The organism is Kribbella amoyensis (assembly GCF_007828865.1).
GTDB classification, from domain to species: Bacteria; Actinomycetota; Actinomycetes; order Propionibacteriales; family Kribbellaceae; genus Kribbella; species Kribbella amoyensis.
On record NZ_VIVK01000001.1, the window covers coordinates 2831654 to 2850752 of the forward strand.

17 protein-coding genes are annotated in these 19099 nt (G+C 69.5%); 8 read left to right on the top strand and 9 right to left on the bottom strand.

Annotated features, from left to right (window positions below):
- Positions 1–150: 150 nt before the first annotated feature.
- From FB561_RS13485 to FB561_RS13500, 4 genes are read left to right on the top strand one after another with little or no spacing between them, the layout of a single operon-like run.
- Positions 151–1533, top strand: a complete 1383-nt coding sequence (locus FB561_RS13485; RefSeq protein ID WP_145806583.1) for an ABC transporter substrate-binding protein — start codon at positions 151–153, stop codon at positions 1531–1533.
- A complete protein-coding gene (locus FB561_RS13490; RefSeq protein WP_145806585.1) occupies positions 1533–2462 on the top strand; it encodes a carbohydrate ABC transporter permease in 930 nt (309 codons plus the stop codon). Before FB561_RS13485 ends, FB561_RS13490 begins: the two co-directional genes overlap by 1 nt.
- Positions 2459–3427 carry a carbohydrate ABC transporter permease gene (locus FB561_RS13495; protein WP_145806587.1) on the top strand — a complete coding sequence of 323 codons (969 nt, stop codon included), beginning with the start codon at positions 2459–2461 and terminating at the stop codon, positions 3425–3427. The genes FB561_RS13490 and FB561_RS13495 overlap by 4 nt, the downstream gene beginning before the upstream one ends.
- Positions 3428–3454: 27 nt before the next feature.
- Complete coding sequence (locus FB561_RS13500) at positions 3455–5002, top strand: glycoside hydrolase family 13 protein (protein WP_145806589.1); 1548 nt, start codon at positions 3455–3457, stop codon at positions 5000–5002.
- A 20-nt stretch (positions 5003–5022) separates the two neighbouring features.
- Here the strand turns inward: FB561_RS13500 and FB561_RS13505 are convergent, their stop codons facing one another.
- The 6 genes from FB561_RS13505 to FB561_RS13530 form a co-directional block, all read right to left on the bottom strand.
- Positions 5023–6333 (bottom strand): type II toxin-antitoxin system HipA family toxin, encoded by a 1311-nt coding sequence (locus FB561_RS13505; protein WP_145806591.1) that lies wholly within the window; start codon positions 6331–6333, stop codon positions 5023–5025.
- Positions 6326–6664 (bottom strand): helix-turn-helix domain-containing protein, encoded by a 339-nt coding sequence (locus FB561_RS13510; protein ID WP_145806593.1) that lies wholly within the window; start codon positions 6662–6664, stop codon positions 6326–6328. Before FB561_RS13510 ends, FB561_RS13505 begins: the two co-directional genes overlap by 8 nt.
- Before the next feature lie 80 nt (positions 6665–6744).
- Positions 6745–9021 carry a heavy metal translocating P-type ATPase gene (locus FB561_RS13515; RefSeq protein ID WP_145806595.1) on the bottom strand — a complete coding sequence of 759 codons (2277 nt, stop codon included), beginning with the start codon at positions 9019–9021 and terminating at the stop codon, positions 6745–6747.
- Positions 9022–9035: 14 nt separating this feature from the next.
- Positions 9036–10064: a hypothetical protein gene (locus FB561_RS13520; RefSeq protein ID WP_145806597.1), complete on the bottom strand. Its 1029-nt coding sequence runs from the start codon at positions 10062–10064 to the stop codon at positions 9036–9038.
- Entirely contained in the window at positions 10061–10279 is a 219-nt protein-coding gene (locus tag FB561_RS13525; RefSeq protein WP_145806599.1) for a heavy-metal-associated domain-containing protein, read from the bottom strand. Before FB561_RS13525 ends, FB561_RS13520 begins: the two co-directional genes overlap by 4 nt.
- Positions 10280–10316: 37 nt before the next feature.
- Entirely contained in the window at positions 10317–10658 is a 342-nt protein-coding gene (locus FB561_RS13530) for a metal-sensitive transcriptional regulator (protein ID WP_238334801.1), read from the bottom strand.
- Between the two features lie 192 nt (positions 10659–10850).
- Here FB561_RS13530 and FB561_RS13535 point away from each other — a divergent pair, with 192 nt between their 5' ends.
- The gene (locus FB561_RS13535; RefSeq protein WP_145806601.1) at positions 10851–11783 is read left to right on the top strand and encodes an ABC transporter ATP-binding protein; all 933 of its coding nucleotides are present in this window, start codon (positions 10851–10853) and stop codon (positions 11781–11783) included.
- Positions 11780–12769, top strand: a complete 990-nt coding sequence (locus tag FB561_RS13540) for an ABC transporter permease subunit (protein WP_145806604.1) — start codon at positions 11780–11782, stop codon at positions 12767–12769. The genes FB561_RS13535 and FB561_RS13540 overlap by 4 nt, the downstream gene beginning before the upstream one ends.
- A 68-nt stretch (positions 12770–12837) precedes the next feature.
- Here the strand turns inward: FB561_RS13540 and FB561_RS13545 are convergent, their stop codons facing one another.
- Positions 12838–13917 (bottom strand): ABC transporter ATP-binding protein, encoded by a 1080-nt coding sequence (locus FB561_RS13545; protein WP_145806605.1) that lies wholly within the window; start codon positions 13915–13917, stop codon positions 12838–12840.
- A 225-nt stretch (positions 13918–14142) separates the two neighbouring features.
- On the opposite strand from FB561_RS13545, the gene FB561_RS13550 reads away from it, so the two are divergent.
- The gene (locus FB561_RS13550) at positions 14143–15162 is read left to right on the top strand and encodes a LacI family DNA-binding transcriptional regulator (protein ID WP_145806607.1); all 1020 of its coding nucleotides are present in this window, start codon (positions 14143–14145) and stop codon (positions 15160–15162) included.
- A gap of 137 nt (positions 15163–15299) precedes the next feature.
- Here FB561_RS13550 and snpA read toward each other — a convergent pair whose 3' ends face one another.
- Together snpA and soxR are read right to left on the bottom strand one after the other, a co-directional pair.
- On the bottom strand, positions 15300–15959 hold the full coding sequence (gene snpA, locus FB561_RS13555; RefSeq protein ID WP_145806609.1) for a snapalysin: 660 nt from the start codon (positions 15957–15959) through the stop codon (positions 15300–15302).
- Between the two features lie 153 nt (positions 15960–16112).
- Positions 16113–16589, bottom strand: coding sequence for a redox-sensitive transcriptional activator SoxR (gene soxR, locus FB561_RS13560; RefSeq protein ID WP_145806611.1), 477 nt, complete (start codon positions 16587–16589; stop codon positions 16113–16115).
- Between the two features lie 372 nt (positions 16590–16961).
- Between soxR and FB561_RS13565 the strand changes: the two genes are divergently transcribed.
- Complete coding sequence (locus FB561_RS13565; protein WP_145806613.1) at positions 16962–19082, top strand: DEAD/DEAH box helicase; 2121 nt, start codon at positions 16962–16964, stop codon at positions 19080–19082.
- Positions 19083–19099: the final 17 nt, after the last annotated feature.

A 19099-nucleotide genomic window follows, 5' to 3' on the forward strand; every position in this document is an offset into this window, starting at 1 on the left:
TCCCACTGTTGCGTTCATCGAGCAGTTCCAGGGCAAAGTCACGTTCTTGCAAACTCAGATCGAAGTATTGCGCTGATCTGGTCGTGTTGCCTACCGTACGGAACCACGTCAGGGGCGGGACTCGCCCTCCGTACCGAGAAGGGCAGATCGATGAGGACAACGAGCCAGCGCAGGGCGCTCAGCCTGTTGCTCGTGGCAGGGCTTGGTCTGGTGGCCGCGTCCTGCGGGTCGGGGGACAGCGACGAGCCGTCCGCCCAGAGCTCCGGCGGCGCCGACAGCAAGGTGACGATCACCGTCGGCTGCCAGCCGCCGAAGAGCAACCCGAAGGAGCGGGCGGGCTGGGATTCCGACGTCGCCGAGTTCCAGAAGCTGCACCCGAACATCACCGTCGAGAGCAAGGACGCCTTCCCCTGCATCAACCCGGACACGTTCCAGGCGAAGCTGGCCGGCGGCACCCAGGAGGACGTGTTCTACGTCTACTACACCGACGTCCAGAAGATCATCAAGGCGAAGCAGGCCGCCGACATCTCCGCCCACGTCGGTGACGTGAAGGCGCTCGCCGACCTCCGGCCCGATGTCCAGAGCGTGTTCAAGGACGGCGACAAGACGTACGGCCTGCCGCGCAACAACTACAACATGGGCCTGGTCTACAACCGCAAGCTGTTCAGCCAGGCCGGGCTGAACCCGGACGCCCCGCCGAAGACCTGGGCCGAGGTCCAGGAGGCGGCTCGCAAGATCGCCGGGCTCGGCGCCGGCTACGTCGGCTTCGGGGAGTACAGCGCGGGCAACACCGGCGGCTGGCACTTCGCCGCCTCGCTGTACGCCCGCGGCGGCTCGATGGTCAGCGAGGACGGCAAGACCGCGGCGTTCAACAGCGCCGAGGGCAAGGCCGTGCTGGAGAACCTCAAGCAGATGCGCTGGAACGACAACTCCATGGGCAGCAAGCAGCTGCTGCAGTGGGAGGACCTGATGCGCATGATGGGCTCGGGCAAGCTCGGCATGATGATCGGCGCGCCGGACGTGGTGCAGTCGGTGAACAACGACTTCCAGGGCAAGTTCGAGGACTACGGCGTCACCGCGGTGCCGGAGTCGGAGGGCAAGGCGTCGCTGAGCGGCGGCGACGGGTACATGTTCAACCCGAAGGCGAGCCCGGAGAAGATCAAGGCCGGCCTGCTCTGGCTGGAGTTCCACGAGCTGACGCCGGGCAAGGGCCAGTTCGACTACGCGCGATCGAAGGAGCAGGGCCGGCCGGTCGGGCTGCCGATCCCGGACCTGTACGGCGACAGCAAGCCCGGCCAGGAGATTGTTGCTTTGCGCAAGCAGTACGCGACGGTGCCAGTAGAGCACTTCACCCCGTACGTGACCGCGCAGTCCCGGATCACCAACAAGCTCGAACCGCCGAAGGCGCAGGAGCTGTACGCCGTCCTCGACGTGGCCATGTCCGCGGTCCTCACCCGTAAGGACGCCGACATCGACAAACTGCTCTCCGACGCCGAGAGCAAGGCGAACAAAATTCTCGCCAAGAACACCTGATGGCCACAGTCACCGCCAGACCGTCGGTGCGCCGCTCCCCCAACCCGGGAGCGGCGCGCCGCGCGGTCGGCAGGAACCTGACGGCGTACGGGTTCCTGTGCGGGGCGCTGATCTGTTTCGCCTTCTTCTCCTGGTACCCGATGATCCGCGAGATCGTGCTGAGCTTCCAGGAGAACAACTTCGTCGATCCGGCGAAGTGGGTCGGCTTCGACAACTTCCGGACCGTGTTCGCGGACCCGGCGTTCGTCTCGGCCTGGCTGAACACGGCCGCGTTCAGCGGTCTCGCCCTCGTCGTCGGGTACGCCGTGCCGTTCGTGCTCGCCGTCGTTCTCAACGAGCTGCGCCATGCCAAGGCGTACCTGCGGTTCGTCGTCTATCTTCCGGTGATGCTGCCGCCGGCCGTCGCGGTGCTGCTGTTCAAGTGGTTCTACGATCCCGGCGCGGGACTGTTCAACCAGGTGCTCGACGGCTTCGGTCTGCCACCGTTGAGCTGGCTCGACTCGACCAGTACCGCGCTGGTCTCGCTCGTCCTGGTGTCCACCTGGATGAACCTCGGCACCGGCACGCTGATCTACCTGGCCGCGTTGCAGAGCATCCCCGGGGAGCTGTACGAGTCGGCCGAGCTGGACGGAGCCGGGTTGTTCCGGCGGGTCTGGCACGTGACGATCCCGCAGACCAAACTGATCCTGCTGGTGATGCTGCTGCTTCAGGTGGTCGCCACCATGCAGGTGTTCATCGAGCCGTACCTGCTGACCGGCGGCGGTCCCGAGAACGCGACCGTGACGGTGGCGTACCTGATGTACCAGTACGCGTTCAACTTCGGCGACTTCGGTGGTGGTGGCGCGCTCGGGCTGCTGCTGATGATCGTGCTGATGGTGTTCTCCGCGATCTACCTGCGCGTCTCCCGCGACAACGAGGGGCAGGCATGACCACCACGCTTCCACGACCGGTGCTCAAGGCAACCACCTCGGCCCCGGCGCCGCGGCGTCCCCGGAAGAAGCGCGACCAGGGGACGACCTCGGCCACGCGCAGCCTGGTCTCACCGCTCTCGCTGCGGACCGTGCACGGTCGGCTGATCTACTGGACCGTGCTGGTCGTGGTCGTCGTCGGGTTCACGCTCGCCTTCGTGTTCCCGTTGTACTGGATGGTGACCGGCGCGCTGAAGTCGCCGGACGAGCTGGCCCAGATCCCGCCGAGCTTCTTCCCGAAGGAGTACGACTTCGGCGTCTACAAGGACGCGTGGGAACAACTCCAACTCGGCGTCTTCCTGAGGAACACGGCCCTGTACGCCGGGGGCGCGTGGCTGTTCACGCTCGCGGTGGACGTGACCGCGGCGTACGCGTTGTCCAAGCTGCGGCCGTTCTTCGGCAAGGTGATCCTCGGGGCGATGCTGGCCACGTTGATGATCCCGCCGATGGTCCTGCTGTTGCCGACGTACCTGGTCGCCAAGGACGTGCCGCTGTTCCACTTCGACCTGCTGAACACGCCGTGGGCGATCTGGTTGCCGGCGGCAGCGAACGGGTTCTTCGTCTTCCTGCTCAAGCGGTTCTTCGACTCGATCCCGCGCGAACTGCTGGAGGCGGCCGAGATCGACGGGGCCTCCCCGGTCCGGATCCTCTGGTCGATCGTGCTGCCGGTGTCCCGGCCGATCCTCGGCGTGGTGTCGATCCTGTCCGTCGTCACGGTCTGGAAGGACTTCGTCTGGCCGCTGCTGGTGCTGCCGGAGACGGACAAGATGTCGATCAGCGTCGGCATCGCGTCGCTGTCCGCGCAGATGCCGCAGAACGTCCTGATCGCGTCGCTGGTGATCGCCAGCCTGCCGACGATCGCAGTGTTCTTCGTGTTCCAGCGCAGCATCATGGCGGGCCTCACCGCCGGCAGCCTCAAGGGCTGATCCCGAATCCCTACCCAAGGAGACAGCATGACCGACGCGTGGTGGCGCGGCGCCGCGATCTACCAGGTGTACCTGCGCAGCTTCGCCGACGGCAACGGGGACGGGATCGGCGACCTCGCCGGGCTGCGGGCGCGGCTGCCGTACCTGGCCGAGCTCGGCGTCGACGCGATCTGGCTGAACCCGTGGTACCCGTCCCCGATGGCCGACGGCGGGTACGACGTGGCCGACTACCGCGCGATCGACCCGAGCTTCGGCACCCTGGCCGAGGCGGAGGCGTACGTGACCGAGGCGCACGCGCTCGGGATCCGGACCATCATCGACATCGTGCCGAACCACGGGTCGGACCAGCAGGACTGGTTCGTCCAGGCGCTGGCGGCCACGCCCGGATCGCCGGAACGCGAGCGCTTCCTCTTCCGCGACGGCCGGGCCGGGGGCCTGCCGCCGAACGACTGGCAGTCCATCTTCAACGGTCCCGCCTGGACCCAGGTCGAGGACGGCCAGTGGTACCTGCATCTGTTCGCGCCGGAACAGCCCGACTTCAACTGGCGCAATCCCGAAGTGGTCGACGAGTTCCACGCGATCCTGCGGTTCTGGCTGGATCGCGGGGTCGACGGGATCCGGATCGACAGCGCGGCCGTGCTCTTCAAGGACCTGGCCAGCGTCGAGGAGTCGTACACGGACCACGACGAGGTGCACGAGGTGTACCGGGGCTGGCGGGCGATCACCGACGAGTACCAGGACCGCTTCCTGGTCGGCGAGATGTGGATGCCGGACCAGGAACGGTTCGCGCTCTACCTGCGCCCGGACGAGATGCACACCGCGTTCAACTTCGACTTCCTGTCCCGGCCGTGGGACGCGGACGAGTTGCGCGCGTCGATCGACCTGACCCTGACCACCCACGTCCCGATCGGCGCCCCGCCGACCTGGGTCCTGTCGAACCACGACGTCACCCGCCCGGTCACCAAGTACGGCCGGCCGGACACGTCGTTCTCCCACCAGGACCGCAAGCACGGGATGCCGACCGACCCGGTCCTCGGTGAACGCCGGGCCCGCGCGGCCGCGTTGCTCGCGATGGCGTTACCGGGTGGTCTGTACGTCTACCAGGGCGAGGAGCTCGGCCTGCCCGAGGTGGAGGACCTCCCCGACGACCTGTTGCAGGACCCGATCTTCGCCCGCTCCGGCGGTACCGACCGCGGCCGCGACGGCTGCCGGGTCCCGCTCCCGTGGTCCGGCCAGGAACCCCCGTTCGGCTTCGGCGCCGGTACCCCGTGGCTCCCGCAACCCGCCGACTGGAAGAACCTCACCGTCGAGTCCCAGCGCGCCGACCAGAACTCGATGTTCACCCTCTACCGCGAAGCCCTCCAGCTCCGCCGAACCCACCTCGGCGACGGCACCCTGACCTGGCAGAACTCCACCCCCGGCACCCTCGCCTTCACCCGCGACTCAGGCCTGCACTGCCTCGTCAACCTCACCCCCGACCCCATCCCCCTCCCACCCCACAAGGAAGTCCTCCTCACCAGCGCCCCCCTCGACCAAGGCCACGTCCCCACCGACACCACCGCCTGGCTCCACTGACCGAAGGCCGGAGGCTTCGCTCAGGGTTCTTGCCAGGCAGGAACATCCAGCCGTCCCCAGCGATCGCGGCGGCCGTCGATATTGGCGGCGATCAACTCGGCGATCCACTGAGCTCTGGGACGTAGTCTGGCCGGGACAGCAGGCTCTTCCGCGGCCTGGGCGAACACCTCTGGTACTCGTGCGCGGAGGTCCCGCGCGCGGGCGACCGACTCGTCCTCGGGGATGGCGAGGCGTGCTCCGACGATCGCCCAGTCCTTGTCGGTGACCTGGCCGAGATCCCAGGTCCGGCCGATCTTCATCGCGGACTGCGGACCGGGTTCGCGATCGTAGGGGAGGATCGACGCCATGTCGTACAGGGGCGCCAGGCGGATGTCACGAGCGCCGAGGAGTACCGAGAAGTTCTTGGCGTGCGCGTCGGTCGCGGCGATCGCGACGTTGTAGACGAGAGCGTCGAACATCCGGCGCGTGTTGTCCGGGCGAGACGAGCGAGGACTGTTCGTCGTGAGCAGCTTGCCGATCTCGCTCACTCCGGGGCCACCGTCGGACTGGTACTTCTTACTGGGCTGGACGGCGAGCGCCTGGCACAGGTCCTCCTGATGAAGCCGCCGCCAGCGGCCGTTCTGCTGGACCCGGTCGTACCGCTGGGAGATGAGTACCTCGTAGTTGTCGCCGGCGAGCAGTTCGGTGTTCGCCGCCGCGAGTCCGCACAGCTGGGCCGCTCGGAGGCAGAGATGCTCGTTGAGGTGGTGTCCTTGGTAGTTCGGCATCGACGGCTTGAGGATGTGCGTGGTCGGCGTGGAGTCGAGCGGGATGCCCCAGCGTCCTTCGTCGGAGCGGAAGAGCGCGATCTTGCTCTGGGCGCCGGCGAGACTCCAGCGCCCGGCGTTGCGGCCGGCGTCCCAGGTCTCCGGGCTTCTGGCCAGCTCGGTGAGCGTCTGCTCCATCGCCGTCGCGTCGAGCCATTCGACGTCCCCTTGTCGCGTGGCGGCGTCAGGGCAAGCGTGGTCCTCCGGTAGTACCTGAACCGCGCCCGCGGCGTCTCTGCCGATCTGGCGTAGGAGGGCGAACGGGTTGTTGGCCGAGACTCCGTACTTGCGGCCGAGCCGCTGCAGCGCGGCCTCACTGTCCGGGAGCAGCCCGACGGTAAAGGCCGAAACCGCCTTGTGGCGGTGCGACTTGATGGCCTTTGGCATCGAAAGCGACAGCGGCGCTCCGGTGGATTCGGCTCGGTACTCGTCGAGGTAGTCGAAGGCCAACCGGCCTTGCGCGTTCTGCGTGAGTGTTCCCACCTGGCGGCCGTCGAGATAGATGATCAGGTGTTCCTCAGCCATCTTCTCGATCCTCTCCGGTGGTGGTGTCCTCACCCTGAGCTGGATCGTGGTTGGCGGTTCTCCGTGACAGGCCGGACAGCAGGTCGTCCCAGGTTGCCTCGACCGTGTCCTCGGCCGGTTGCTCCGTGCTCGTCGTCAGGACCGTCAGCCCGACTGCCGCGAGTGCGTCGAGGACGAGCTGGGCCTCAAGTCGAGGGTGGCCCTGTTCGAGGCGCACCAGCCATTCCCGCGAGACGCCGGCGAGTTCCGCGAGCTCCGCCTGGCTCATCCCTCGCCGGCGGCGCGCCTGCCGGACGGCTGCGCCCAGGTCACGGACGGTATGGACCTCCATGTGCACCCTTCATGATGTGGCCGTTCGACAACATTAGCAAATGTTGTCGAACGGCCACAATCGGGAATGTTGTCGTTCGGTCACTTCTCCGACTGTGCCCGAACGGCCACACCTGAGCCGGTGAGGGGCTGGAAGCGGCGGAGGCGGAGGCTGTTGGTGACGACGAAGACTGAGCTGAAGGCCATGGCTGCGCCGGCCAGCATGGGGTTGAGGAGGCCGGCTGCCGCGATCGGCAGGGCGGCCACGTTGTAGGCGAAGGCCCAGAACAGGTTGCCCTTGATCGTGGCCAGGGTGCGGCGGGAGAGGCGGATCGCGTCCGCGGCGGCGCGGAGGTCGCCGCGGACCAGGGTCAGGTCGCTGGCCTCGATCGCCACGTCGGTCCCGGTGCCCATGCTCAGGCCGAGGTCGGCCTGGGCCAGGGCGGCCGCGTCGTTCACGCCGTCGCCGACCATCGCGACCACGCGGCCTTCGCTCTGCAGCCGCTTCACCACGTCCACCTTGTCGGCCGGCAGGACCTCGGCGATCACCTCGTCGATGCCCACCTCCGCGGCCACCTTGCGAGCGACCGCCTCGTTGTCGCCGGTGAGCAGGACGGGCCGCAGCCCGAGGTCCTTCAGTTGCCGGACCGCCTCGGCCGAGCTCGGCTTCACGGTGTCGGCGATGACGAGCACTGCCCGCGCCTTGCCGTCCCAGCCGACGGCGACCGCCGTACTGCCCTCGGCCTCGGCGTGCTCCTTGGCGTGGGCCAGGTCGTCGGGCAGGTACTGGCTCCACTCCTCCAGCAACCGGACCCGGCCGACCAGGACGGCGTGACCGTCGACGATGCCCTGCACCCCGAGTCCCTCGACGTTGCCGAAGTCCTCGACCTCGAGCAGCTTGCCGGTCTCGTCGGCGGCGGCCCGGGCGACGGCCTGCGCGATCGGGTGCTCGCTGGAGTGCTCCAGGGCGCCAGCCAGCCGCAGTACCTCGGCGCGCTCCTCGCCGTCGGCCAGCAGCACGTCGGCGAGCTCCATCCGGCCGGTGGTCACCGTGCCGGTCTTGTCCAGCACGACGGTGTCGACGCGGCGAGTGGACTCGAGCACCTCGGGACCCTTGATCAGGATGCCCAGCTGGGCCCCGCGTCCGGTCCCGACCAGCAACGCGGTCGGCGTGGCCAGGCCGAGGGCGCACGGGCAGGCGATGATCAGTACCGCGACGGCCGCCGTGAACGCGACCTCCGCCGCGGACCCGTTGCCGAGCCAGAACCCGAGCGTGCCCAGCGCCAGCCCGATCACGATTGGCACGAACACCGCGGAGATCCGGTCGGCCAGCCGCTGCACCGCGGCCTTGCCGTTCTGCGCGTCCTCGACCAGCCGTGCCATCTGCGCGAGCTGGGTGTCCGCGCCGACCCGGGTGGCCCGGACGACCAGCCGGCCGCCCGCGTTCACGGTCGCGCCGACGACGGCATCGCCCTCGCCGACCTCGACCGGCACCGACTCGCCGGTCAGCATCGACGCGTCCACGGCACTGCTGCCGGTGACGATCACGCCGTCGGTGGCGATCTTCTCGCCCGGCCGGACCACGAACTCGTCGCCGACGACGAGCTGGTCGGCCGGGATCCGCTGCTCCACGCCACCGCGCAGGACGGCGACGTCCTTGGCGCCCAGTTCGAGCAGGGCGCGCAGGGCCGCCCCGGAGCGACGCTTCGCCCGCGCCTCGAAGTACCGACCGGCCAGGATGAACGTGGTGACCCCGGCCGCGACCTCGAGGTAGATCTCCTCGGCGCCGCCGCCCCTGGACGGGATCAGCGTGAACGGCATCTTCATCCCGGGCTCGCCGGCCCCGCCGAGGAACAGCGCGTACACCGACCAGACGAACGAGGTGACCACGCCGAGCGAGATCAGCGTGTCCATCGTCGCGGCACCGTGCCGCAGGTTCGTCCAGGCCGCCTTGTGGAACGGCCAGGCCGCCCAGGTGACGACGGGCGCCGCCAGTGTCAGCGAGGCCCACTGCCAGAAGTCGAACTGCAGTGCGGGGATCATGCCGAGCGCGATGACCGGGACGGCGAGCACGATGCTGGTGATCAGCCGCTCCCGCAACGGCTTCAGCTCGTCGGCCGGCTCGCCCGATTCGTTGCTGTCAGCAACAGCCGGGGCGGGCAGCGCCGCGGTGTACCCGGTCGCCTCGACGGTGGCCACCAGGTCGTCGGTGCTGATCCCGTCGAGGTAGGTGACCTTGGCCTTCTCGGTGGCGTAGTTCACCGTGGCGGTGACGCCGTCCATCCGGTTCAGCTTCTTCTCCACCCGGGCCGCGCAGGAAGCGCACGTCATGCCACCGATGATCAGCTCGACGGACTGGCCCGATTCCGGGGTCGTCATGTGTGTGCCTCCTTTCAGGAGTGGCCGTGGGGCGTACTGGCGTGGGTCGGGGTGGCCCGGGGCAGTTCGGTCGGCGGGACGATCTCGGTCCCGTCGGCGTCCACCTCGACGGTGAACTCGGCCGTGTGGACCGCGCCCGCGTGCTGGAAGTCCAGGAACAGGCTGTACGTCCCCGCGGTCGGGAAGGTGGTGCCGAAGGAGATCCCCGGTCCGCCCTTCTGGCCCGCCTTCGCGGTCTGCGCCGGGTGGTTGTGCAGGTAGGCGAGGTCGCCGCTGCGCAGGGACACCAGGTGCCCGAAGGCGCCGAGGTACGGCTGCAGGTCGGTGACCGGCTTGCCGTCCTTGGTCACGGTGAAGGTCAGCTCGGCCTCCTTGCCGGCGGCCGGCTTCCCGGCCAGGGTCACGACGTACCCGTGGATGGTGCTCACCGCGGCCGGTTCGTTCAACGGGACCGGGACGTACAGCCCGGACACGTTCACGTCGGTCCCGAGGGTCAGCGGCTTCTCGAGGGCGGCGGGCTGGAAGTCCGCGTACAACCGCCAGGTCCCACCGGCGGTGAACGTGAACGGGATGCTCCACGTCCCGTCGGCCGCCATCGTCGGGTGCACGTGGTGGAACCCGGACAGGTCCCGCCGGACGGCGATCAGGTGCAGGTTCTTCTCGTGGGTCGCGGTGTACTTCGTGACCGGCTTGCCGTCCGGACCGTGGATCGCGAACCGCAGCGTCTCCTGCTTCTTCGGCTGGAAGAACGTGGTCACCGGGACCAGCGTGTACCCGGACTGGGACACCGCGAGCCCGGGCGGTTGCGCCGCCGGGTCGCCGTGTCCCTCGCCGTGGCCCTGCTCGGTACCGGGCTCGTCGGCGTGCTCGTCGCCACCCATCCCCGGACCGTCCATCTCGCCCATCCCGGTGCTCTCCGCCTTCGGGGCCGGGTCGGCTGCCGCGACCGGGTCGACCGCGGAACCGATCGCGAACGCACCGGCGAACGCCAGCGCCAGCGCACCGGCGAACGCGCCGAGCCGGAGTGCGACAGCCCGGCTCATGACGCGACCAGTTCGTAGCCCGCCTCGTCGACGGCCTCCCGGACGGCCGACTCCTCGAGGGCGGACTCGCTCGTCACGTGCACCGCGGAGGTGCCGCCGGCGTTCAGGTCGATGCTGACCTGCTGGACGCCGCTCAGCTTGCTGATCTCCTCGGTGACGGCGGCGGTGCAGTGCCCGCAGGTCATGCCGCTGACGGAGTACGTGGTGGTGGTCATATCGGGCTCCTTCTGGAAAGGGTGTGCGTGGGGTGGATCAGCTGCGGACGAGGCGGGCGATCGCGTCGGAGGCCTCGCGGACCTTCTCCTCGGCCTCCGCGCCGCCCCTCTGGGCGGCCTCGACGACGCAGTGCGACAGGTGCTCGTCCAGCAGTTCCAGCGAGAACGACTGGAGCGCCTTGGTCGCGGCCGACACCTGGGTCAGGATGTCGATGCAGTACTTGTCCTCCTCGACCATCCGCTGCAGGCCCCGGATCTGACCCTCGATCCGGCGCAGCCGCTTCAGGTGGCTGGACTTCTCGGCCGTGTAGCCGTGCACGTGGCCGGCGGTGCCGTCGGTTCGGTCCTGCCCCGGCTGCTGGTCCTGCTGGGTGGTCATGGCGGTCCTTCTCTCTTCCGTGCTACCCCATGGGGGTATGTCGACACCCCAGAAGTTACCCCCTTGGGGTATCCAGCGCAAGCCCGCCGCCCATACCGGGTGGGGGTAATTTCCGGAGCGCCTCCGCGCGGGTCGCGAACAAATCTGTCAGGGTGAGCGTCTTCCAGCGGACAGTGAGCAGGAGGAGGTGGCATGACGGAGCTGGCGATCAGTACGCGCGGGCTGCGGAAGACGTACCGCACCCGGCGCGGCCGGCGGGTGGTCGCGGTGGAGGGGCTGGATCTCGACGTACCGGCCGGTGGCGTGCACGGGTTCCTCGGGCCGAACGGCTCGGGCAAGACCACGTCGATCCGGATGCTGCTCGGCCTGGTCCGGGCCGACGCGGGCACGATGACCGTGTTCGGCGAGCCGGTTCCGCGGCGGTTGCCGGCGGTGGTGTCCCGTGTCGGCGCGATCGTCGAGTCGCCGAAGTTCTTCCCGGCCTTCACCGGGCGGAAGAACCTCGAGCTGCTCGCCGACGCGATCGGGGCGCCGCGCGGCCGGGTCGGCGAGGTGCTGGCCGAGACCTCACTGGGGGAGCGCGGCAAGGACAAGTTCCGGACCTACTCGCTCGGGATGAAGCAGCGGCTGGCGATCGCGGCGACGCTGCTCAAGAAGCCCGACCTGCTGATCTTCGACGAACCGACGAACGGCCTCGACCCGGCCGGGATCCGGGAGATCCGCGAGACCATGCGCGACCTCGGTGCCCAGGGCCGGACCGTGCTGGTGAGCAGCCACATCCTGGCCGAGGTGGAACAGGTGGCCGACACCGTGTCGATCATCGGCCACGGTCGGCTGCTCGCGTCCGGGACCGTGGCCGAGGTCCTCGGCAGTTCCACCGGCACCACCGTGAAGGTTGCCGTTGACAACCTTCAGGAGGCGGCCCGGATCCTCACCGAGGCGGGGCTGAAGGTACGGAGCGAGGGCAACCATCTGCTGGTGGACGGCGCGCAGGAGCCGGCCGAGGTGACCCGGCGGCTGGCGCGGCGCGAGCTGTATGTCTCCGAGCTGGTCCCGGTCCGGGTCGATCTGGAGTCGGTGTTCCTGCAGCTCACCGCGGACGAGGGTCTCGGAGGTCACCGATGATCGGGCTGGCCAAGGTCGAGCTGCGGCGGCTGTACGCCCGGCGGCTCACCCTGATCGGAATCGCCGGCGTCGTGGTGATCGTCGGGCTGCTCCTGTTCGCCACCTGGCGCAGTGCCCGGCCGTTGTCGGACGCCGAACTGCGGACCGCGCAGGCGCAGTTCGAGATGGCGCACAAGGACTGGGTCAGCAACGCCGCCGCGAACAAGGCGCAGTGCGAGACCGACTACGCGAACGCGCCGGACCCGAAGCCGGCGATCGAGGAGTTCTGCTCGTTCCCCGAACCGAAGCCGGCGGACTTCGGCCGGCCCCGGTTCACCTTCGCCGAGACGATGCCGGAGCTGTTGCACGGCTCGTCGTACCTGCTGGCGGCGGCCGCGTTCCTGATCGGGGCGAGCTTCGTGGGCGCGGAGTTCAGCTCTGGGTCGTTGGGCAACTGGCTCACGTTCGAACCACGGCGGACCCGCGTCTACGGCAGCAAGCTGCTCGGGATGGTGACCGGCATGGCGCCGTTCCTGGTCGCGGTCCTCGCGGTACTGATCGGTGGCACGGTCCTGATCGTGGAGACGGTCGGCAACGGGACAGCGACCTCGGCCGACCAGTGGAACGACCTGCTGGCGACGGCGGTACGGTCGGCCGCGCTCGCCGCGGTCGCGGGTGCGCTGGGCTGCGTCCTCGGGGTCCTGCTCCGGCACACGGCGGCCGCGATCGGGGTCGCGATGGGGTACGTCGTCCTGGTGGAGGGCGTGTTCGGCGGCTTCCTGACCAAGGCGCAACCGTGGCTGCTGCGGCTGAACATCGACGCCTGGGTGCAGCACGACACCCGGTACTGGGTGGACAACTGCCAGACCGGGTCCGACGGGATGTACACCTGCACGTCGATCGAGAAGACGCTCTCGTTCGAGCACGGCGCCTGGTACCTCGGGGTGCTCGCCGTCGTCCTGGTCCTGCTGGGCGGCGTCGTCTTCGCTCGCCGCGACGTCAACTAGTACCGACGAAAAACGCCGGCCCCTCAGTGGCGAACCACTGCGGGGCCGGCGTCACGCGGTGCGGCGGATCAGGCCGTCAGACGCTCCTCGGTCGAGGTGGAGAACAGGTGCAGCTTCTCCGGGACGGCGGCCAGGCGGACCGTCGAGCCCTTCTCGACCGGCATCCGGGCGTCGATGCGCGCCACGATCTGCTGGTGCTCGTTGTTGTGCTCCGCGGTGCCGTACAGGTACGCGTCGGCGCCGAGCTCCTCGACGACGGCGACCTTCACCGGCAGGCCCTCGTCGGCGACCTTGAAGGCCTCCGGGCGAACCCCGACGGTCAGGGTCGAGTCGTTGCCGGCCTTCGACAGCACCGAGCGCTCGATCGGGATGATGTAGTCGCCGACCTTGGCGCCACCCTCGGCGATGTCCGCGGTCAGCAGGTTCATCGCGGGCGAGCCGATGAAGCCGGCCACGAACTTGTTCTTCGGGTGGTCGTACAGGTTCAGCGGCGTGTCGACCTGCTGGAGCAGACCGTCCTTGAGCACCGCCACCCGGTCGCCCATCGTCATGGCCTCGACCTGGTCGTGGGTGACGTAGACGGTGGTGACACCGAGACGCTGCTGCAGCTCGGCGATCTGCGTACGGGTCTGCACCCGCAGCTTGGCGTCGAGGTTCGACAGCGGCTCGTCCATCAGGAAGACCTGCGGGTTACGCACGATGGCGCGGCCCATGGCGACCCGCTGACGCTGACCACCGGACAGCGCCTTCGGCTTGCGGTCCAGGTACTCCTCCAGGCCGAGCAGCTTGGCGGCTTCCTGCACCCGCTTGGCCCGGTCCTCCTTGGAGACACCCTGCATCTTCAGCGCGAAGCCCATGTTGTCGGCGACCGACATGTGCGGGTAGAGCGCGTAGTTCTGGAACACCATCGCGATGTCCCGCTCCTTCGGCGGACGGTGCGTGACGTCGCGGTCGCCGATGTAGATGGAGCCCTCGTTGACCTCTTCGAGGCCGGCGAGCATCCGGAGCGAGGTGGACTTACCGCAACCCGACGGGCCGACGAGCACCATGAACTCGCCGTCCTCGATCTCGAGGTTGAGCTTGTCGACGGCGGGGGTCTCGGAGCCGGGGTACACCCGGGTCGCCGCCTTGAAAGACACAGTGGCCATGACGATTACATCCCTTCACCGGCAGGAACGTGCCGGACGATCCGTAGTAAAGGCCCCCGGGCGGGGGTGCACACATCCTGACCTGCCCCGCTCGTCCTGACAAGGTGTACGGCGTGTGAAGTGTCCGTACTGTTCACGTTGTGGACAGCTCTGAGCGGTCTGAGTCTGCAAGATCTTGCAATCTCTTGCTGCAAGAATCAGGGCCGGTAGGTAGGGTGGCACGCCGTGAGCAGCAGAGCGCGGCTGGCGGACATCGCGGCCAAGGCGGGGGTCAGTGAGGCGACGGTCTCGCGGGTGCTGAACGGCAAACCAGGGGTGGCCGAGGACACCCGGCAGGCGGTCCTGACCGCGCTGGACGTGCTCGGCTTCGAGCGGCCGACCCGGTTGCGGCGCCGCTCGGCCGGCCTGATCGGGCTGGTGATGCCGGAGCTGATCAACCCGATCTTTCCCGCGTTCGCGCAGGTGATCGAGTCCGCCCTGTCCCAGCGCGGCTTCACCCCGGTGCTGTGTACCCAGTCCCCGGCCGGTGCGACCGAGGAGGAGTACGTCGAGATGCTGCTCGAACGCGGCGTCTCCGGCATCATCTTCGTCTCCGGCCTGCACGCGGACACCGGCGCCGACCACGCCGGGTACCAGGCCCTGGTCGAGCGGAACCTGCCGGTGGTGTTCGTGAACGGCTGGCTGCCCGGGGTGGAGGCGCCCTTCATCTCCTCCGACGAGTCGGCCGCGACCGAGCTGGCCGTGTCCCACCTGGTCGCGCTCGGGCACCGGCGGATCGGGTTCGCCTCCGGGCCGGAGCGGTTCATCGTGGTGCAGCGCAAGCTGGCCGGGTTCCGGACCGCCATGAAGGCGCAGCTCGGGTTGTCCGACACGGACGTGGACGAGCTGACCGAACTGAGCATGTTCGGCGTGGAAGGCGGGGCGGCCGCGGCCCAGCGGTTGCTCGACGCCGGCGTGACCGCGCTCGTCTGCGGCTCCGACATGATGGCGCTCGGCGTGATCCGCGCGGTCCGCCGGCGCGGCCTGTCGGTCCCGGCCGACGTCTCCGTGGTCGGCTACGACGACGCCCCGATGATGGAGTTCACCGACCCGCCGATGACCACGGTCCGCCAGCCGGTCCAGGCGATGGCCCTGGCCGCGGTCCAGTCCCTCCTCGAAGAGGTCCGCGGCCACGCGACCCCGCACACGGAGTTCCTCTTCCGCCCCGAACTCGTCGTCCGCGGCACGACCGGCCCGGTCCGCTGACCCGGTGACGGACGTGCCCGGGGGCGGGAGGCACGTCCGTCGGTCGGAGGGGCGGGAGTGGTGCGGTGGAACCGACTCCGGCCCGGAACCGTCCCCTGCCGGGCGGTCCCGAGCCGGAGGCTTGGGTCAGCTCGGGATCAGCGCTTGGTGAAGCCGTTCGCCCAGAGCTGGTCGACGCGGGCGCGCTCGTTGGCGTCCGGGTTCGGGTTGGTGCAGGACGGGCCGGGGCCGCCGCCGGACATCAGCTCGGAGCACGGGCCGGTGTAGTGGTCCGGCAGGCCGAGGACGTGACCGGTCTCGTGCGCGGTGATCCGGAGCGGGTCGTACTGCTGGGCCTGCGCGTAGTCCAGGAAGATGTACCCGCGGCCGTGGCCGTCGGTGGACGCGTACGAACCGCGCGGGTCGTTGCCCTCGGTGTAGTAGAAGTCGTAGTTGCTGCCCTCGACGAGGGTCACGTTGCCGACCGAGGAGTTCCAGATCGACGTGCTGCCGCTGATCTGGGACGCGAAGGTCGGGGCGTCGACGGCGTAGGTGACCGTGACGGCGTCGAGCTTCTGGCCGGCCTTCGCCGCCTTGGCCTGCTTCGCCTTGGCCGACTTCAGCACGGCTTGGTAGAACGCCTTGGTGGCGGCCTCGTCCTGCGGCGACCCGGTGTACGCGGCGATCGAGGACGGGGTGGAGGTGGCGGGGGCCTCGGCCGCCGGGGTCTGGGCGGCAGAGGTGGCGGCGAAGGCGGGGACGGCCAGCGCCGCTGCGGCCAGACCGGCCAGCGAGCTCAGGATACGGCGATGCGACATGGAGGGCCTCACTCCGGATCTGTGGCGGAAAGCGACCAGCGGATTACTGGGCGCTACAGATCGCCGATGGTGCCAAGCCAGGCCGGGCGGCGTCAGCAGATCGCGCGAAACTCGGGGGTTAACCCGCGTTCGGCGCGAGCCGTTCTATGACACTCATAACTCGCCGGGTATGCCGACGTTCAGGATGCGGGCACCGGGTCCACGCTCGGCCAGCCGGTCCGCCTTGTTGTAGAGATTGCACCGCTGCAGGCTCAGGCAGCCGCAGCCGATACAACCGTCCAGGTCGTCGCGCAGCCGCTCGAGCTCGGTGATCCGCTGGTCCAGCCGGCTCCGCCAGGACTTCGACAGCCGGGCCCAGTCGGCGCGGGTCGGGGTCCGGTCGTCCGGCAGCGAGTCCAGCGCCTGCTTGATCTCGGCCAGCGCCAGCCCGACCCGCTGGGCCGCCTGCACGAACGCGATCCGCCGCAACGTGCTGCGCTGGTACTGCCGCTGGTTCCCCGACGTGCGCCGGGAGGCGATCAGGCCCTGGTCCTCGTAGAACCGCAGCGCCGACGCGGCCACCCCGGATCGGCCGGCGATCTCCCCGATCGAGAGCCAGTGATCCTTGCTGGGAACGTTTTCCTGCGCCATACCGCCACCCTAGGACGGCCGGACAAGACCTGAAGCGAGCTTGAAGATCGGCGCGACGGCCGGGCGGACGTGGTACGGGTCACACGGCCGGGTCTTGTGCAGGGGGCCGTCCGTGGTCAAGGGCCGCGCCGGCTCGGGGTATACTTTTCGGGTCGGTGCGCGAGTCGCGTCACCAGAGATTTTCCCAGGCGCTCCGACCCGTCGGTTTCAGCATCCGGCTGATGTTCCCCGACGACATGGGTGCAACGCGATAGCACCCGCAGGTCGATGCCAATCTCCTGCCCTGTTCGTTCGACCGGCCATGTTTCGTGGCCGGTGCTCGTGTGTGGGCGCCGATCCGGCATCGGGCCGTGACGTTGAGAGAGAGTTTGCGTGTCCCAGCACGACCAGGAGCAGTACCAGTCGGCCGACGGCACCGGGGCCGACGGCCGGGTGAAGAAGCCGCGGCACAAGAAGTTCCAGACCCAGTCCTACGGCGAGCGGATGGCCGCCGCCGCGGCTGCCGAGCCCCAGGCGCGCGGTGACGTGCGCGACGACACCGTCCGCGGCGACCGCCGGGGCGGACCCAGCCAGTACTCCGACCGGGGATCCCGGGACGGCAAGAGCTACGACCGCCGCGACAACGGCTACGACCGGCGCGGCGACCGCCCGGTGAAGGGCTACCGCGCCGAGCGCGCGAACTCCTCCGGCGACCGCGGGTACCAGCGCGACGACCGTGGGTACCAGCGCACCGACCGTCCGGCGTACCAGCGCGACGACCGTGGCTCCAACGGCCGCGACGACCGTCGTAGCTTCAACCGGGACGACCGCGGTGGGTACCAGCGCGACGACCGTCGTAGCTTCAACCGCGACGACCGGCCGGGGTACCAGCGGGACGACCGCCGGAGCTTCAACCGGGACGACCGCGGTGGGTACCAGCGCAGCGACCGTCCGGCGTACCAGCGCGACGACCGTGGCTCCAACGGCCGCGACGACCGCAAGACCTACAACCGCGACGACCGCCGCAGCTTCGGCCGCGACGACCGGCCGGGGTACCAGCGCGACGACCGCCGCAGCTTCAACCGGGACGACCGGCGGGACGAGCGTCCGGCGCCGGTGCGTGACGAGCAGCCGGTCGACCTCGGCGAAGTTGCTGAGGGCAACAAGTTCGCCGAGCTCGGGCTGGCGCCGCGGCTGGTGCAGCGGCTGGCCCGGGACGGCATCACCTCGCCGTTCCCGATCCAGGCCGCCACCATCCCGGACGCGCTGGCCGGCAAGGACGTGCTCGGCCGCGGCCAGACCGGGTCCGGGAAGACGCTGGGCTTCGGCCTGCCGACGCTGATGCGGCTGGCCGGTGGCCGGACCGAGTCGCGCCGGCCGCGGGGCGTGGTGCTGGTGCCGACGCGTGAGCTGGCGATGCAGGTGCACGACGCGCTCGAGCCGCTCGCGCACGTGATGAACGTGTCGATCAAGCTGATCGCCGGCGGCCTGCCGTACCCGAAGCAGATCGACGCGCTCCGGCGCGGGGTCGACCTGCTGATCGCGACGCCGGGCCGGCTGATCGACCTGTGCGAGCAGGGCGCGGCCGACCTCGGTGCGGTAGAGGTGGCCGTCCTCGACGAGGCCGACCACATGTGCGACATGGGCTTCATGCCGGCCGTCACCACGCTGCTCGACATGACCCCGGCGGAGGGCCAGCGGCTGCTGTTCTCGGCGACCCTGGACAACGACGTCGACACCATCGTGAAGACGTACCTGAAGGACCCGGTCGTGCACTCGACCGACGCGGCGCAGGCCGCGGTCACCACGATGGAGCACCACCTGCTCGTCATCGAGCCGGGGCACAAGCAGTCGCTGACGGCCGAGCTGGCCAGCCGCGACGGCCGCACCATCGTCTTCGTCCGGACCAAGCTGGGCGCCGATCGCGTCGCCACCCAGTTGCGGGACCGCGGCGTGATGGCGGCCGCGTTGCACGGCGGCCTGACCCAGGGTGCGCGGAACCGGACGCTGGACCAGTTCAAGGACGGGTTGGTACCGGTGCTCGTGGCCACGGACGTCGCGGCCCGCGGCATCCACGTCGACGACGTCGGCCTGGTCGTCCAGGCGGACCCGGCGGCGGACCACAAGGACTACCTGCACCGGGCCGGCCGGACCGCGCGGGCCGGTGGCAAGGGTGCCGTGGTCACGCTCGTCCTGCCGCACCAGCGGCGCGGGATGATCCGGCTGGCCGAGTCCGCCGGGGTCGAGGCCTCGCCGGTCCGGGCCCGTCCGGGCGACCACCTGGTGACCGAGCTGACCGGTGGCAGCAAGCCGTCCGGTACGCCGGTGACGTTGCCTCCGGCCCCTAAGCCGAAGAGCTTCGGCAAGGGCGGCAAGCGGTTCGGCAGCGGCCGTCCGGGCGGTCGCAGCTTCGAGGGCCGGGGCGGCGACCGGCGCAGGTCGGACCGCGGTGGCTACGGCCAGCGCCGCGACAACAACCGTTCCGACGGCGGCAGCCGCTCCTACCAGCGCTAAGCATTAGCCAGTTCCCG

Excerpts from the sequence above, each read along its gene's own strand:
- FB561_RS13525 (WP_145806599.1), bottom strand. The coding sequence starts at position 10,279 with ATGACCACCACCACGTACTCCGTCAGCGGCATGACCTGCGGGCACTGC.
- soxR (WP_145806611.1), bottom strand. The coding sequence starts at position 16,589 with ATGGCGCAGGAAAACGTTCCCAGCAAGGATCACTGGCTCTCGATCGGG.
- FB561_RS13510 (WP_145806593.1), bottom strand. The coding sequence starts at position 6,664 with ATGGAGGTCCATACCGTCCGTGACCTGGGCGCAGCCGTCCGGCAGGCG.
- FB561_RS13545 (WP_145806605.1), bottom strand. The coding sequence starts at position 13,917 with ATGGCCACTGTGTCTTTCAAGGCGGCGACCCGGGTGTACCCCGGCTCC.
- FB561_RS13485 (WP_145806583.1), top strand. The coding sequence starts at position 151 with ATGAGGACAACGAGCCAGCGCAGGGCGCTCAGCCTGTTGCTCGTGGCA.
- FB561_RS13540 (WP_145806604.1), top strand. The coding sequence starts at position 11,780 with ATGATCGGGCTGGCCAAGGTCGAGCTGCGGCGGCTGTACGCCCGGCGG.
- FB561_RS13530 (WP_238334801.1), bottom strand. The coding sequence starts at position 10,658 with ATGACCACCCAGCAGGACCAGCAGCCGGGGCAGGACCGAACCGACGGC.
- FB561_RS13500 (WP_145806589.1), top strand. The coding sequence starts at position 3,455 with ATGACCGACGCGTGGTGGCGCGGCGCCGCGATCTACCAGGTGTACCTG.
- FB561_RS13520 (WP_145806597.1), bottom strand. The coding sequence starts at position 10,064 with ATGAGCCGGGCTGTCGCACTCCGGCTCGGCGCGTTCGCCGGTGCGCTG.
- snpA (WP_145806609.1), bottom strand. The coding sequence starts at position 15,959 with ATGTCGCATCGCCGTATCCTGAGCTCGCTGGCCGGTCTGGCCGCAGCG.
- FB561_RS13495 (WP_145806587.1), top strand. The coding sequence starts at position 2,459 with ATGACCACCACGCTTCCACGACCGGTGCTCAAGGCAACCACCTCGGCC.
- FB561_RS13490 (WP_145806585.1), top strand. The coding sequence starts at position 1,533 with ATGGCCACAGTCACCGCCAGACCGTCGGTGCGCCGCTCCCCCAACCCG.
- FB561_RS13515 (WP_145806595.1), bottom strand. The coding sequence starts at position 9,021 with ATGACGACCCCGGAATCGGGCCAGTCCGTCGAGCTGATCATCGGTGGC.
- FB561_RS13535 (WP_145806601.1), top strand. The coding sequence starts at position 10,851 with ATGACGGAGCTGGCGATCAGTACGCGCGGGCTGCGGAAGACGTACCGC.
- FB561_RS13505 (WP_145806591.1), bottom strand. The coding sequence starts at position 6,333 with ATGGCTGAGGAACACCTGATCATCTATCTCGACGGCCGCCAGGTGGGA.